Raw genomic sequence first — 15,365 nt, 5'->3', positions numbered from 1 at the left:
CCGGCTCAGGCCGCGCCGCGGAAGCGCAGCGCCGCCTGCCGCACCACCTCGGCCAGCAGGCGCTCCTTGCCCTGCTTCTCTCGCAGCCAGCGCGCATCGTTGCGGTTGGCTTCCACGCTGGTGCGCAGTTCGCCGAGCGCCTGCGTGGCGTTGAGCGCCTCGCTGTGCCATTCGAGCTGCGTCATGGTCATGAGGATGTGGTCGCGCAGCGGCATGTGCTGGCCGCTGGCAGGGTCGACGTACACCGCGTCGAGCCCGAAGCGGCAGGCCTGGAAGCGGTTGTAGGTGTAGACGAGGTAGTCGTCTTCCGTCGGCTCGAAGGGCTGCTCCTGCAGGAACCACGCGGCCAGCGACTGCACATAGCCCGCCAGCGCAGCCGCGCGCTCCACGGTGAGCGGCGTGTCGAACACGCGGATCTCGATGGTGCCGAACTCCGGCTTGGGCCGGATGTCCCAGTAGAAGTCTTTCATGCTGCGCACGACGCCGGTGCGGGTCATGCGCTCGAAGTACGCTTCGAATTCTTTCCAGCTCAGCGTGAAAGGCGCGCGTCCCGAGAGCGGAAACGCGAACACCGAGTTGAGCCGTGCCGAATCGAACTGCGTGTCCTGCCCCTGCACGAACGGCGACGACGCCGACAGCGCGATGAAGTGCGGGATGTAGCGCGACATGCGGTGCAGCATCAGCAGCGCCGCGTCGGCATCGGGGCAGCCGATGTGCACGTGCTGGCCGAAGATGGTGAACTGCTTGCTCAGGTAGCCGTAGAGCTCCGAGAGTTCGCGAAAGCGCGGCTTGTCGTAGATGCGCCGCTCGTGCCATTGCTGGAACGCATGCGTGCCGCCGCCCACCACCGCGATGTTGAGCTTGTCGGCATTCTTGATCAGCGCCTCGCGAATGGGCGAGAGCTGCTTGATCACGTCCTGCGCCGAGTGGCAGATGTCGGTCGAGATCTCGATCATGCTCGAGGTCATCTCGGGCACCACGCTGCCGGGCAGCGGGGTCTGCGCCATCAGCCGCAGCATGTCCTCGGCATAGGGCGCCAGGTCGTAGTCGTGCGTGTTGACGAGCTGAAGCTCCAGCTCCACGCCGAGCGACAGCGCCTCCGAGCGGTTGAACGGCTCGAGCTTGACCACGCGGCTCGCGGGGTCCGCGGGAAGCGCCGCGGAGCGGAAGTCGTCGCTGTCCGCCGTGTTCGAAACAAGGGGAGTGTTGGAGCTGTCGGGAAAACCCATGGCCGCGGTCATCGCTGCGTGTCCTCCGTGGTGCTGAAAGCCTGGGGCGCCCAAGGCACCGAACTTTCGCCCACCGCGTGAATGGCCACGGTGGCGAGCACGGCGCCCATCACCTCCATCAGGAGAATCGAGGGCAGGGCCACCTGCGTGATCATGGTGCCGAGCAGCGGCGACGCGGTGGTGAAGTTCGACGCGATCAGGAGCGCGATCGCAGACAGCGGCGACATCGCGCAGCCGACCCAGAAGGCCTGCTTCCAGCTGGCGCCGCTGCCCGGGTTGGCAATGGCCACGCCGGCGATCTTGGCGAACAGGCGAACGACGATCACGGCCAGCACCACGCTGGCGACGGGCAGCGTCCAGTCGGCCTGCGCCGCCACGATGGACACCAGCACGAACATCAGCATGGTGAGCAGCGACGCGGCGGTGCCGAGCTGCCGCTGCCAGGCCCAGGGTTTGGGGTTGAGCGTCTTGAGCAGCACGCCTCCGATCAGCGCGGCCAGCGGCGCGGAGCCGCCGACGTGGGCCGTGAGGGCGGCGCCGGCCGCGATGAGCGCGAGCAGCAGGATGGAGGTGCTCTCGCTCGTCGGGCTCATGAAGCGCAGGGCGGTGCGAAGCGCCAGCGCGAGGATGCCGCCGATCACGAACGAGAGGCCGAGCACCACCGCCACTGGATAGAGCTTTTGCAGCAGGGTTTGCGGCGCCCGCTCGATCAGGCCGGCCTGCGCATAGCCGAGCGCGAGCGCGTAGAAGGCGTTGAGCGTGGCCAGCGTCATGGCGCGTTCGGTGACCGGGCCCGAGGCGCGCGTGTCCATGATCACGCGGCTCAGCACCGCCGGCGAGGCGACGATGGCCATCAGCGCGATGGGGTTGGCCACCGGATCGGGCAGGCCCAGCAGCTGCAGCACCCACAGCACGCCGAAATAAGTCAGCGTGGCTTCGAGCAGGCTTTGCACCAGCACCATCGGGTTGTGGCGGAACCAGCGCAGCGGCAGCCGGCCCCCGGCTTCGAACAGCACCACGGCGGCACCCAGCTCCAGCAGGAACAGGCTGATGCCGCGCAGCGGCCAGATCGCGCCCTCGAAGCCGGCGAAGCCGACCACCGCGCCGACAATCGAATAGCCGACCACCTTGGGCAAGCCCAGGTAGCGTTGCACCAGGTGTCCGGAAGCCGCCGCCGCGGCCAGCAGGAGCGACCACATCACCGTGGGCAGGCCCGCCGACGGGCGCAGCCACTCGGACCAGAAGCCCAGCAGATCGTTGATGAGACTCGTCAAATTCATGCAGGTAGAAAAAAGCTGATGGGCCGGCTGCGCCAGCGCGCCCAGATGGCGCTGCGGATGCGTGCGCGGTCACCGAGGCTGACGCTGTGCGCGCGCAGCGCCAGACGGAATGCGAAATAGAAACTCACGCTCACATTGAGCGCGCCGATCACCGGGATGGCTGCCGCCGCCCACCACAGAGCGGGCTGCTGGAGCACCGGCATGCCCGTGGAGGCCGCGGCCGCCGCGATCTGCCCCGCCGACAGTGTCACGTGGCGCACGTCCAGGCCGAGCCCGAAGAAACCCGCGAATGCGGGCAACAGGCCAAGCATGAGCCCGAGCGAAATATTGGAAGCGAAGCCCGAGATGTGTGTGCGCATGAAGGTGGCCCAGCGGCGGGCACGGGCGGCGCCCAGAAAAGCGCCGATGCGGGGGTTGTAACGCATGGCGGAGTCCAGCCTGTGCAGGACAAAGGCGTTTTCTGTCCAGCCCGCGACGATGCTGGCGGCGAACAGCAGCACGCCGGTCAGCGCGGCATACACCGCGGTAGGGCCCAGCAGCGAGAGCGATTGCAGCGTGGCCGCGGCGTGCGCCGCGTCGAGCAGCGGGCGGCCCAGCGCGAGCTGCACCAGCAGCGCGAGTCCCAGCATCGCCGGCACCACGACCCCTACGTTGCCCAGCACGGCCGCCACCTGCGAACGCACCAGATTGGCCACTTCGTCGACGAAATCGGCCACCGCGGCATCGGTCTTGATGTCGGCGAGGCGCGCCGCCAGGGCGGGCGCCGTCATCGCGGGCTGCTTGGTCGCCAGCGTCAGGTGCAGCAGCTGGATCGCGACAAAGCTGGCGGCATACATCAGGCCCGACCAGAACCCGCTCCAGAAAGCCGACAGGCCGAGCGCAAGAATGCCGAACTTGAGCAGCACGGTCAGCGATGTGAGCGCGCCGCCGCCCGCGGCCTTGCGCACCATCTGCAGGTAGCTCGCCCGGTCGCGCGTGATGTAGTGCTCGCCGGTTTCGGCGCTGCGCTCCGTCACCTTGGCCGCGAGCATCGACGAGTTCGACGCGATCAGCGCGCGGATGCTGTTGCGCTCGCCGCCGGCCAGCACCAGCCGGCCCACCAGCCGTGCCACGCTGGGTGCCGGCGTAGCCGGCATCAGGCAGTCGAGCAGTTCCCGAATGCGCAGCACCCGCTCGCGCAATTGCCGCAGCCGGAAGACCAGGCCGACCGAGATGCCGTTGTCTTCCAGGTGCGTGTAGACCGACGAAGCGCTAGCGCGGCAGGCATCGAGCCGGTCGCGGAATGCCACGAACGCGGCCTGCAGCGCCTCTTCGCCGTGATCGCCGCTGCCGTCGCTGCCTTCACGCGGCGCGCGGAACATCTCTTCGCGCAGCGCATCGAGGTCGGACATCAGCGCATGAAAGGCGCGGCTTTCGCTGGCTGAGCTCATGCGCAGCCGCAATTCGGGCGAAAAGCCGGCCGCCACCACCTGGCTGCTGCAATAGGTGACCGCGTCCATCACGGTGTGGCGCCAGCGCGGGGCGCCGTCGTCGTCCAGGGCCGCGTCGGCCAGCAGATCGCCGATGCGCGCGAGCTGCGCTTCGTCCAGCAGCGCGATCCAGCCCGCGTCGAAAACGCCGGGCAGCACCATGCGGAACAGCTCCGACGCATCGGTGGTCTCGGGCGTGCCGGGCAGGATCTTCCGGCGCAGGCGTTCGGAGAATTCGCTCAGGAACGCGGTGCGCGGCGCAAAGCCGTAGTCCGCCAGCAGCGTGGTCAGGTCGACCGTCTGCGTGAAAGCGCGCCACCACGCGCGCAGGCGCTCGCGCAGATCGGGCCGCGCCTCGATGGCGTCGAGCAGCAGCGACACCCGCCCCACCGCAGCCTGCGGCGACGCACGGTCGCCGCGCAGCCAGTCGAAGACGTCGATCAGCCAGATGTGGCGCTGCGCCACGTCGGCGGTCGGGTCGAGCCGGGCCAGCAGACCCTGCAGGTCATGCGATACAGCAGCCATAAAGAAAGTTAAGAGGTGGAACCAAATGCCAGAAACACCGAGGAACCGGCTTTGCCGGCCTCTGGTGTTGCCCCCGGCGAGGGGGAGGGAGACGCGATACGAAGTGCGCGAAGCCTGGGGAGTGCCTAGCTTACCGGGGGCGAGCTAATGAAGTACGCGCGAGACAGGTGCCCCGCCGATGTCGGCCTCGAGTGCGAACATCGGAATCGGCACGTCGAAGCGCTCGCCGTCCTCGGTCACCACGAAATAGCTGCCGTGCATGGTGCCGCTCGGCGCCTGCAGGCGGCAGCCGCTGGTGTAGCGGAACGATTCGCCCGGCGCCAGCAGCGGCTGCTGGCCGATCACGCCCAGGCCCTTGACCTCCTGGGCATGGCCCGAGGCGTCGTTGATGAGCCAGTGGCGCGCAATGAGCTGGGCGCTGATCTCGCCCACATTGGTCAAGGTAACGGTATAGGCGAAGGTATAGATCTTGTCCTTCGGCGAGGACTGGTCCGCCAGGTAGCGCGGCTCGACCTGGACACTGATGAGGCTGTGTGACATGCGCGAGATGGTAACTGGAGCCTTCTCTTGCACTGCTTTCCGGGTTTTCCGCCGGCTGCGACAATCGGCGCATGAGCACGCCGTTCCGCATCGCCCCCTCCATTCTTTCCGCCGATTTCGCGCATCTCGGCGACGAACTCACCAAAGTCATCGCCGCCGGCGCCGACTGGATCCATTTCGACGTGATGGACAACCATTACGTGCCGAACCTGACCTTCGGTCCGATGGTCTGCAAGGCCCTGAAGCCCTACGCCAAGACGGCGGACGGCGAGCCGGTGCCCGTCGACGTGCACCTGATGATCCAGCCGGTCGACGCGCTGGCCGCCTCTTTCGCGGAAGCGGGCGCCGACTACATCAGCTTTCACCCGGACGCCTCGCCGCACATGAACCGCAGCATCCAGGCCATCAAGGGCGCGGGCTGTAAGGCGGGGCTGGTGTTCAACCCCGGGCTGGGCCTGGAGGCGCTCGACTGGGCCATCGACGACATCGACCTGATCCTGATCATGAGCGTGAACCCCGGCTTCGGTGGGCAGAGCTTCATCGATTCGGCGCTGCGCAAGATCGAACTCGCGCGCAAGCGCATCGACCAGAGCGGCCGCGACATCCGCCTGGAGGTGGACGGCGGCATCAAGGCGGACAACATCGCGCGCGTGGCTTCGGCCGGCGCCGACACTTTCGTGGCCGGCAGCGCGATTTTCAATGCCAAGGATTACGGCGCGGTGATCTCGTCCATGCGCGAGCAACTCGCGGGCGTGGGCAAGCAGTAAGTCCGGCTCAGCGTTTCACCTTGTCGTTGTAGACGCGGTCCGTTACCGGGCCGCGGTCGGTATCGACGGCGCCGCGCTCGATGTCGTCGTGGCCCTTGCGGCCTACCTCGCTCGGCTGCCCGTCCTGGGCCTCCTGGCTGTCGGAAGACTGGTCGCGCTCATGCGGCAGGCGCGGCGCGGAATCTCCCCCTTGCTCGACCTTGGTGTTGCCGCCGCCGGCGTCCCGCACCGGGTCGTCCGGCGTGCCGGGGTCTTTCGAACGGGGCTTGCTGGTGCTCATGGCGTGTTCCTCTCGGTGTCTATCTGATGAATCGAGCCTGCATCGCTCGGCCAGTAGCGGCGGTAGGACAGCCGAGGCGGGCCCTGTAGGCGTGCCGCGCCGCTATGAAACCAGTAGCGTCTTTGCGCACAGGGCAACCCCTCCGCAATAATCGGCCGGATGTCTTCCGATGATTCTTTTGCCGGCGCCGCAACCGACAGCCTGCGCATCCACACCTTCGCATCGCTGAACCCCGGCGCCCGGCTGCTGGTGCTGGGCGGGGTGCATGGCGACGAAACCTGCGGCACGGTGGGCATCGAGCGCGTGCTGGCCGAACTCGACGGCGGCACGCTCCAGCTGCTGCGCGGCCAGCTCACGTTGGTACCGGTCGCCAATCCGCTGGCGCGGCGGCGCCTGCAGCGGGAAGGCGAGCGCAACCTCAACCGCCTGTTCAAGCCGAGCGAGGCGCCCGCGGACTACGAAGGGCGGGTGACCAACGTGCTGTGCCCCGTCATCGAGCGGCACGACGTGCTGCTCGACCTGCATTCCTTCCAGAGTGAGGGCGAGGCCTTCGCGATGATCGGCCCGCGCGACAACACCGGCCCGCTCGAACCCTTCGCCCGCGCCAGCGAGGAGGGGCTGCTTGCCTTGCACCTGGGCACGCCCATCGTGGTGGAAGGCTGGCTCGACATCTATGCCGCCGGGCTCGCGCGGCGCTCCTCATCCGGCGCCGCGGTTGACGAGCGCGCGCTCGACTTCGGCCGCGGCACCAACGAATACATCCGCAATTGCGGCGGCTACGGCGTCACGCTCGAATGCGGCCAGCACCAGGATCCGCAGGCGCCCGAAGTGGCATGGCGCGCCATTCGCCGCGCGCTCGCGCTGCTCGGCATGGCGGTGTTGCCGCAAGGCATGCCCGCCGCGCCGCCCAGCCCGCCCCAACTGCTTCGGCTGGCGAGCGTGACCGACCGGCTGCACGAAGAAGACAGCTTCGTGCGCGACTGGGCCACCTTCGATGCGGTGCGGCGCGGCGAGCCCATCGGCATGCGCCACGACGGCACGCTGGTCAGCGCGCCGGACGACGGATTCATCGTCTTCCCTAATGCGCTGGCGCTGCCCGGCGCCGAGTGGTTCTACTTCGCACGGCCGAGCGAACGGGTGCTAGGGCCAGCGCCCTGAAGCATTGGCTCCTTCCCCCTTTGGGGGAAGGCCGGGATGGGGGCGGGCAGAGCGCCCAAATGGACACGCCGCTTGCCCCCACCCCGGCCCTCCCCCGGAAGGGGAGGGAGAAAAGCCGGGCCGCGCCTTACGGCAGGCGCCGCAGCACTCCTACACCGGCGGGCCGCCCTTGGCGCAAAGTCCCGAGCCTGAAGGAGTGTGTCCATGGCAGTCTCGCAAAAAGCACCCGCGCCGCGCGTCCTGTGGAAAGGCGCGATCAGCTTCGGCCTCGTCCACATCCCGGTGGCGCTGTACTCGGCCACCACCAGCCAGAGCATCGACTTCGACTGGCTCGACAAGCGCACCATGGACCCCGTGGGCTACAAGCGCATCAACAAGAAGACCGGCAAGGAGATTGCTCGCGAGAACATCGTCAAGGGCGTCGAGTACGAAGACGGTGAATACGTGGTGCTGAGCGACAAGGAAATTGCCGACGCATACCCCAAGACCACGCAGACCATCGAGATCGAGACCTTCGTGCCCGCTAACGGCATTCCATTTCTGTACCTGGAACGCCCCTACTACGTGGCGCCCATCAACCGCGGCGCCAAGGTGTATGCGCTGCTGCGCGAAACGCTGCAGCGCAGCGGGCGCATCGGCGTGGCGCGCGTGGTGATCCAGACCAAGCAGCACCTGGCCGCACTGGTGCCCGTGGGCCCGGGGCTGGTGCTGAACCTGCTGCGCTGGGGCTCCGACATCCGTCCCTGGACCGAGCTGCCGCTGCCTTCGGAAGACGCGAAGAAGGCCGGCCTGAACGAACGCGAGATCAAGATGGCCGAACAACTGGTCGAGGACATGAGCGCCGACTGGGACCCTGACGAATACAAGGACGAGTTCAAGGACGAGATCCTGCGGCTCGTCGACCGCAAGGTGGCCGCGGGCCAGACCGAGACGGTGACGCAGATCGAGCCAGAGGAAGGCCAGGCCGTCGAAGGCCGCGGCGCAAAGATCATCGACCTGGCCGAACTGCTGCAGCGCAGCCTGCGCAAGGGCGGCGGCGCCAAGGCGTCCACCAAGACCGCCGACGCGAACGAAGAGGACGACGACGAAGAAGAGCCTGCCAAGCCGTCCGCCAAGAGCAAGACCACCGCCAAGGCCAAGCCGAAGACCAAGGCCCACGGCAAGACCACCGCAAAGAGCACCAGCGGCAGTGCCGCCGGCAAGCGCTCCGCAGCCAAGTCGGCCCCAGCCCGGCGCCGGGCGGCATGACGGATCGAAAGAGCGACCGAATGGAGGCCAAGGCGCCGCGCATCACCCATGCGGAACGCGTGATCGATGCCGCCAGCGGCGTCACCAAGGGCGATCTCGCGGCCTACTACGCCACCGTTGCGCCGCTGATCCTGCCGCACCTCAAGGGGCGCCCGGTGGCGCTGGTGCGCGCGCCGGAGGGCGTGGGCGGCGAGCTGTTCTTCCAGAAGCATGCGCAGCACAGCGACATCGCCGGCATCAAGCTGCTCGACCCCGCGCTGGACCCGGGGCACGACCCGCTGCTGCAGATCGACACCGCCCAAGCGCTCATCGGTGCGGCGCAGTACAACACCATCGAGCTGCACACTTGGAACGCCACCTCGCGTGCCATCGGCAAGCCCGACCGCATGACCTTCGACCTCGATCCCGGCGAGGGCGTCGACTGGCAGCAGATCCAGGAGGCCGCGCTGCTCGTGCATGTGCTGCTCGACGAACTCGGCCTGCCTTCGTTCCTGAAGACCAGCGGCGGCAAGGGTCTGCATGTGGTGGTGCCGCTCAAGCGCGAGCTTGGCTGGGACGAGGTGCGGGGCTTTTCGCGGGCCATCGTGCAGCATCTGGCGCGCATCGTTCCCGACCGCTTCGTGGCCAAGAGCGGGCCGCGCAACCGCGTGGGCAAGATCTTTGCGGACTACCTGCGCAACGGCTTCGGCGCGACCACGGCCTGTGCCTGGTCGGCGCGCGCGCGTCCGGGCATGGGCGTTTCGGTGCCGCTGGCGTGGGAGGAATTGCCCGACCTGGACAGCGCCGCCCACTGGACGGTGGCCACCATTGCCGACCGCATCGGCGTGGGCAACACGCCATGGGACGCCATGGAGAGCAACCGAACGGGTCTGCGGGCCGCCATGGAGATGCTGGGCTACATGCCCTCGTGAAGCCGGCGGACCTTGCCGGACCGCTTTGCTACTGGAGCACTTCGTTGGTCGTCACTTCGAAGCGCTGCAACGAGTTGGCGCCGAACACCATGGTGATCGGCACGTCGGCCGCATCGCGCCCGCGTGCAATCACGATGCGGCCGATGCGGGGCACGTTATGCCGCGCATCGAAGGTGTACCAGCGGTCGCCCAGGTACACCTCGAACCAGGCGCTGAAGTCCATCGGGTACGGCACGGGCGGAATGCCGATGTCGCCCAGGTAGCCCGTGGCGTAGCGCGCCGGAATGTTCATGCAGCGGCACAGCGTGATGGCCAGGTGCGCGAAGTCCCGGCATACGCCCGTGCGCTCGCGAAAGCCTTCCAGCGCCGTACGCGTGGCACGCGCGCTCTGGTAGTCGAAGCGCAAATGCTCGTGCACGAAGTCGCAGATGGCTTGCACCCGGTGCCAGCCCGGCGCCACACGCGAAAAGTTGTTCCATGCGAACTGCAGCAGCTCGCTGTCCACTTCGCAATAGCGGCTCGGCAGCAGGAAGGGCAGCGTCGACACCGGCAGGTCGGCCGCCGCGCGCTCGATCGCGCTGTAGTCCACCGGGTCGGACCAGCCCGGGTCGAACACCACGGCATGGTTGCGCAGCCGCACGCTCTCCACGCCCGCGGGTATCCGCACCCGCGCGCAGTGGTTGTCGAATGCATCCATGTAGTAGTCGGTATGCAGCGGCGGGCTGATGGTGATGTGCTCGCCGTTTTGCAGGTCCGCCGCGCGCGACGGATGGACTTGCAGCATGTAGATCAGTGCGGTGGGTGCCGTGACGGCGAGTTCAATGTCGAAACCGATCTCTATCTGCATGTCGTTCTTCCCTGTGGGCCAAGTATGTGTTCTGTCCGGATGTGCAAGCAGGCTTCGTGCCTCCTTTGTCGATGCTATCGGCGCCCCGATGCCGCGGCACGCGGGCAGATGCGCAAAGCCGCGTAGGTGCCAGCCCGGGTCTGTCGGCGCGCTCCTACCTTGCACGCCTCACCTCTCCCACAAGCGGGGGCGAGGCGTCACTACGGGTAACAGTCTGCGGCAAACATAACCTTTCGATTCGCTCGCAACGCCTTCAAATCGGCTCTCATCGCCCTTACCGGCTGCAGCGCAAGCATCACGACTTGTCCAAACTGATCTGCTGGAGCGAATCATGAATATCTCTGCCCTGTTCGATTCACTCACCGGTACTTGGGGGGATGAAATCCTGTTCTGGGTGGTGGCCGCAGTGGCAGGTTTCATCTGCCTGATCGCGTTGGTGAACGTGCTGGACCTTTTTCTCGACAACGAAGTTGACCCCCCAATGAAAGATCCTCGATGACGCCACAGAACAAGGCCGCCGCCGGACGCCGCTCGAAGGCCACGGACGGCACCAATGCCAAGCAGCAGCAACTCGATGGCTTCACGACCGATCATGCGCCCAATCTGACGACCAACCAGGGTCTTCAGATTCCCGACAACCACAATTCGCTCAAAGCCGGGGTGCGCGGGCCCACGCTGCTCGAAGATTTCATCCTGCGCGAGAAGATCACGCACTTCGACCACGAGCGCATTCCGGAGCGCGCGGTGCATGCACGCGGTTCCGCGGCGCACGGTTTCTTCCAGGTCTACAAGTCGATGTCGCAGTTCACCTCGGCCGACTTCCTGCAGGACCCCGATGCGAAGACGCCCGTTTTCGTGCGCTTTTCCACCGTGGCCGGTTCGCGCGGCTCGGCCGATACGGTGCGCGACGTGCGCGGCTTCGCCGTCAAGTTCTATACCCGCGAGGGCAACTACGACCTCGTGGGCAACAACATTCCGGTGTTCTTCATCCAGGACGCGATGAAGTTCCCCGACCTCATTCATGCCGTGAAGCCCGAGCCGCACCACGAGATGCCGCAGGCCGCGAGCGCGCACGACACTTTCTGGGACTTCGCCTCGCTCATGCCCGAGAGCACCCACATGCTGATGTGGGCGATGTCGGACCGCGCCATTCCACGCAGCTTCCGGATGATGGAAGGCTTCGGCGTTCACACCTTCCGCTTCGTGAACCATCGCGGCGAGAGCCACTTCGTGAAGTTCCACTGGAAACCCAAGCTCGGCATTCATGGCCTCGCGTGGGACGAAGCGCAGAAGATCGCGGGCAAGGACCCGGACTTTCACCGGCGCGACTTGTGGGAAGCCATCGAGAACGGCGACTTTCCCGAATGGGAACTCGGCGTGCAGCTCATCGCGCAAGACAAGGCGCAATCGTTCGGCTTCGACCTGCTCGACCCGACCAAGCTCATTCCCGAAGAAATGGTGCCCGTGCAGCGCATCGGCCGTCTGGTGCTGAACCGCAACCCCGACAACTTCTTTGCGGAAACCGAGCAGGTGGCGTTCCATCCGGGGCACGTGGTGCCCGGCATCGACTTCAGCAACGACCCGCTGCTGCAAGGGCGCTTGTTCTCCTATACCGACACGCAGATCTCGCGGCTCGGCGGTGCGAACTTTCACGAACTGCCCATCAACAAGAGCGTGTGCCCGTTCCACAACTTCCAGCGCGACGGCATGCACCGCCAGGCCATTGCGCGCGGCCAAGTTGCCTATGAGCCCAACTCGCTGGGCGATGGCAAGGAGTTCCGGGTGGACGGCGGCAGCGTCGGTTTCCAGTCATACCCCGACGAGATGGAGTCGCCCAAGGTGCGCCGGCGCAGCCCGACCTTCGACGACCACTTCACGCAAGCACGCCTGTTCTTCAACAGCCAGAGCGCGGCCGAGAAAGAGCACATCGTCGCGGGCTTCCGCTTCGAGCTCTCGAAGGTCGATGTGCCCGCCATCCGCCAGCGCATGGTCGACAACCTGGCGCATGTGGACGAAAAGCTCGCGCGCCGCGTGGCGGAGCCGCTCGGTATTGGTGCGCCCGATGCCAAGGCCGCCGCGGGCCGCGCGGGCTATCGCGAACACCGCATGACGCTGCCGGTCTCGGAGTCGCCCGCGCTCAGCATGGCCGATAGCGGCGACGGCACGATCCGCACGCGCAAGATCGCCATCCTGGTGGCGGACGGTATCGACTCCGCCTCGCTCAAGCCGATCCGCGATGCGCTCGAGCAGGCCGGCGCGCGCTGCAAGGTGGTCGGCCCGCGCCTGGGCACCATCGCCAGCGCGTCGAAGCGGCAGATCGACATCGACATGACCTTTGCCAACGCGCCTTCGGTGATGTTCGACGCCGTGCTGGTGCCCGGTGGCAGCCTGGGCGCCACCGCCCTTGCGGCCACGGGCGATGCCGTGCACTTCGTGCTCGAGGCCTACAAGCACTGCAAGGCCATCTGCACCGTGGGCGAGGGCGTGCAGCTGTTGTCCAGGCTCGGCATTGCCGCCGACGCGCAACCCGGCGATCTGCCTCCGGGCGTCGTGGTGGCGGCCACGCCGGTCACCAACCTGGGCGACAACACTGCTGCCACGCAGATCGCGCAGGACTTCATCGCGGCCATTGCCAAGCACCGCCACTGGGAGCGGGTCGACATCGAATCGGTCCCCGCCTGACGTACTCCTTCAAGTAGTCCGTTTGCGCTAGGCCTTCTTGCGAATAGCCGCCGCGGGAGGGCGCTCCTAGACTTTCCCTCGAGGCCTGAACGGCGCGCACTTCCGCGGCGTCGACCCCCGCAACCGCGGGCACACGGGCCGCACGCGGGGGTCCAATGACGTGGTTTTCGAGAACGGGATGGGAGCGCTCGGCACGTCGTGCAGGAGTCGCGGGTGCTCTCGGGCTGGCTGGCCTCTTGCTGGTGCACGGGCCGTTGGCCTTGGCGCAGCAGCAGGCGCCCAACGCCGAGGCGGCGGCCAGCAAGGCCGAACAGGCCCGGCTTGCCGACACCGACACCTTGCTGGCATTGACCAGCGAGGGCGCAGTGCTCTACGGGCAAGACGCGGTCAAGCTCTCCGGCTACCAATATTGCAGCCAGGCAGTGGCGCTGGCCGAGGCCGGTGAGTTCAGGCAAAGCGTGCGCGCCGCCAGCAAGGCGCTGCACCTGGCCAATGCCACGCGAGACCCGAACCTGATGGCCATGGCCAACCGGGACCTTGCCATCGTCTACAGCTATTCGGGCCAGCTCGAGAAGGCCGAAGAATTTGCACGCGAGGCGCTCAAGCACCAGGCGCGCGACCCCAAGCTGGTGGTCGGCCCGGTGCAAAAGGTCATCGGTGATGTGCGCACCCGCCGCGGCGACTATGCAGGCGCGGTAATCAGCTACGACGAGGCGCTGGCCAACAGCTCCGCGCGCTATGCCCCTCTGGTGCAGGCCTCCCTGGTCAACGCGCTCATCGAATCGGGCGACGCGGCCAGGGCGCGCGAAGTGCTCGGCGGCATGGCGGCGCCCAAGGACGCACCGCTCACGGCCCAGCTCGACCGCACGCGCGCACGCCTGCTGCTGGCCGAGAACAAGCCGGCCGAAGCACGCGACCTGTACCGCGCGCTCACGGCCCGCCAGGTGGGCACCGACACCGAGTACTACCGCCTCTGGGCCTGGGACGGCGTGGCGCGCAGCGAGCTTGCGCTGGGCCAGAAAGAGGCCGCGGCCGAAGCCGTGGCGCGCGCGCTCGGCAGCGTCGACCAGGTGCGCGCCAAGTTCCGCAGCGAAGAATTCAAGATGGGCCTGTTCTCGGACCTGCAGTCGGTGTTCGAGCGCGGCGTGTCCATCTACAGCGATGCGGGCGATGCGCGCCAGGCCTTCGAAGTGAGCGAGCGCAGCCGTTCGCGCGCGCTGCTCGACGCGGTGCGCGGCCGCGCAAAAATCAACGAACGCGCCTCGCACACCGTCGACCTGGCCACGCTGCAAGGCACGCTGGCGCCCGACGAACGCGTGGTGCAGTTCCACGCGCTGCCCGACCGCCTGCTGGTGTGGGTCGTGAGCCCCGCCGGCATCGAAGCGAAGACCGTGCCGGTGCGCCGCGAAGAGCTCACCGAACTGGTGGAGGTGTTCCGCAACTCCATCGTGCGCGGCCGCCGCGCGGCCATCACCAATGCCGACAAGCTGGGCACGGCGCTGCTCGGCCCGCTGGGCCTGGCGCCCGGGCAGCGCGTGATCGTGGTGCCCCACGGGCCGCTGCACTACCTGCCCTTCCAGGCGCTGCGCCTGGGCGGGCGCTACCTGATCGAGACGAATCCGGTGGCGGTCGCGCCTTCCATCAGCATTGCGGTGCAGTTGGCGCAACGCACGCCGCGCGTGAGCGCATCGCTCACCGCGTTTGGCAATCCGCGCATCGAAGACAAGTACGACCTGCCCGGCGCCGAAGTCGAAGTGAAGCAGCTCGCGCAACTGTTCCCGCGCAACACCGTGTACATGGGCGCGGCAGCCACCAAGACGCAGTTCCGCGAGGTGGCCGCGCGCTCGCCGCTGATGCACGTGGCGGCCCATGCAGAGGCCGACGCGGTCGACCCGCTGTACTCGCGCATCCTGCTGGCCAACGAAGGCGGCAAGCAGAATTTTCTGGAGGCGCACGAGATCCTCGGACTGCCGATGGACGGCACGGCGCTTGTCACGCTCTCGGCCTGCGAGTCGGGGCTCGGCCGCATTGCGCAGGGCGACGAGGTGCTGGGCTTCACGCGGTCGTTTCTCTCGGCAGGAAGCTCGAGCCTCATCGCATCGCTGTGGCCCGTGTCCGACGACGCGACGGCCGTGCTCATGGGCACGCTCTACGGCGAGCTCGCCAAGGGGCGCGATTTGCAGAAGGCCATGCAGGCTGGGCAACTGGCCGTGCTGAAGGACCCGAAGATGTCGCATCCCTTTTTCTGGGCGCCGTTCAACCTGATCGGCAACTGGCGTCTTACGGTGGGGAGCTGACATGAAGAGAAGAACCACTGCCATGTCTGGTCGTTGTGTTGCGCGCGGTTGTTCAGGGCGCTGGTTGATCAGCCGCACACCAGCAGCGTGCCCCGGTGCCCTTTGCACCTGCCCTGAACAACAGCGCCAAAA

General features: G+C 67.2%; 13 protein-coding genes. 7 read left to right on the top strand and 6 right to left on the bottom strand.

Annotated features, from left to right (window positions below):
* Window positions 1-5: 5 nt before the first annotated feature.
* From EJI00_RS17370 to apaG, 4 genes are all read right to left on the bottom strand, one after another.
* Window positions 6-1,241 carry a YbdK family carboxylate-amine ligase gene (locus EJI00_RS17370; RefSeq protein WP_126748745.1) on the bottom strand — a complete coding sequence of 412 codons (1,236 nt, stop codon included), beginning with the start codon at window positions 1,239-1,241 and terminating at the stop codon, window positions 6-8.
* Window positions 1,238-2,509 (bottom strand): cation:proton antiporter, encoded by a 1,272-nt coding sequence (locus EJI00_RS17365; protein WP_126748744.1) that lies wholly within the window; start codon window positions 2,507-2,509, stop codon window positions 1,238-1,240. Before EJI00_RS17365 ends, EJI00_RS17370 begins: the two co-directional genes overlap by 4 nt.
* Window positions 2,506-4,503, bottom strand: coding sequence for a site-specific recombinase (locus EJI00_RS17360; RefSeq protein ID WP_126748743.1), 1,998 nt, complete (start codon window positions 4,501-4,503; stop codon window positions 2,506-2,508). The genes EJI00_RS17365 and EJI00_RS17360 overlap by 4 nt, the downstream gene beginning before the upstream one ends.
* A 144-nt stretch (window positions 4,504-4,647) precedes the next feature.
* Window positions 4,648-5,043 carry a Co2+/Mg2+ efflux protein ApaG gene (gene apaG / locus EJI00_RS17355; RefSeq protein ID WP_126748742.1) on the bottom strand — a complete coding sequence of 132 codons (396 nt, stop codon included), beginning with the start codon at window positions 5,041-5,043 and terminating at the stop codon, window positions 4,648-4,650.
* Window positions 5,044-5,114: 71 nt separating this feature from the next.
* Between apaG and rpe the strand changes: the two genes are divergently transcribed.
* Window positions 5,115-5,810, top strand: coding sequence for a ribulose-phosphate 3-epimerase (gene rpe / locus EJI00_RS17350; RefSeq protein WP_126748741.1), 696 nt, complete (start codon window positions 5,115-5,117; stop codon window positions 5,808-5,810).
* Window positions 5,811-5,817: 7 nt separating this feature from the next.
* Here rpe and EJI00_RS17345 read toward each other — a convergent pair whose 3' ends face one another.
* Entirely contained in the window at window positions 5,818-6,090 is a 273-nt protein-coding gene (locus EJI00_RS17345; RefSeq protein WP_126748740.1) for a hypothetical protein, read from the bottom strand.
* Window positions 6,091-6,249: 159 nt separating this feature from the next.
* On the opposite strand from EJI00_RS17345, the gene EJI00_RS17340 reads away from it, so the two are divergent.
* From EJI00_RS17340 to ligD, 3 genes are all read left to right on the top strand, one after another.
* Window positions 6,250-7,248, top strand: coding sequence for a succinylglutamate desuccinylase/aspartoacylase family protein (locus EJI00_RS17340; RefSeq protein WP_126748739.1), 999 nt, complete (start codon window positions 6,250-6,252; stop codon window positions 7,246-7,248).
* Window positions 7,249-7,452: 204 nt separating this feature from the next.
* Complete coding sequence (locus EJI00_RS17335) at window positions 7,453-8,496, top strand: Ku protein (RefSeq protein WP_126748738.1); 1,044 nt, start codon at window positions 7,453-7,455, stop codon at window positions 8,494-8,496.
* Complete coding sequence (gene ligD, locus EJI00_RS17330; protein WP_409514027.1) at window positions 8,493-9,407, top strand: non-homologous end-joining DNA ligase; 915 nt, start codon at window positions 8,493-8,495, stop codon at window positions 9,405-9,407. Before EJI00_RS17335 ends, ligD begins: the two co-directional genes overlap by 4 nt.
* 28 nt (window positions 9,408-9,435) lie before the next feature.
* Here the strand turns inward: ligD and EJI00_RS17325 are convergent, their stop codons facing one another.
* Complete coding sequence (locus EJI00_RS17325; protein ID WP_126748737.1) at window positions 9,436-10,254, bottom strand: transglutaminase-like domain-containing protein; 819 nt, start codon at window positions 10,252-10,254, stop codon at window positions 9,436-9,438.
* Window positions 10,255-10,585: 331 nt separating this feature from the next.
* Here EJI00_RS17325 and EJI00_RS25105 point away from each other — a divergent pair, with 331 nt between their 5' ends.
* The 3 genes from EJI00_RS25105 to EJI00_RS17315 all read left to right on the top strand — a co-directional run bounded on the left by EJI00_RS25105 (window position 10,586) and on the right by EJI00_RS17315 (window position 15,233).
* Window positions 10,586-10,753, top strand: coding sequence for a hypothetical protein (locus EJI00_RS25105; RefSeq protein WP_185868155.1), 168 nt, complete (start codon window positions 10,586-10,588; stop codon window positions 10,751-10,753).
* A complete protein-coding gene (katE, locus tag EJI00_RS17320) occupies window positions 10,750-12,936 on the top strand; it encodes a catalase HPII (protein ID WP_126748736.1) in 2,187 nt (728 codons plus the stop codon). Before EJI00_RS25105 ends, katE begins: the two co-directional genes overlap by 4 nt.
* A gap of 242 nt (window positions 12,937-13,178) precedes the next feature.
* The gene (locus EJI00_RS17315; RefSeq protein WP_260590763.1) at window positions 13,179-15,233 is read left to right on the top strand and encodes a CHAT domain-containing protein; all 2,055 of its coding nucleotides are present in this window, start codon (window positions 13,179-13,181) and stop codon (window positions 15,231-15,233) included.
* Window positions 15,234-15,365: the final 132 nt, after the last annotated feature.

Origin of the sequence: Variovorax sp. DXTD-1 (genome assembly GCF_003984625.1) — a bacterium.
Lineage (GTDB): Bacteria > Pseudomonadota > Gammaproteobacteria > Burkholderiales > Burkholderiaceae_C > Variovorax.
The sequence above is the reverse complement of the archived record's forward strand: the minus strand, read 5'-3'. Positions and strand labels throughout refer to the sequence as shown.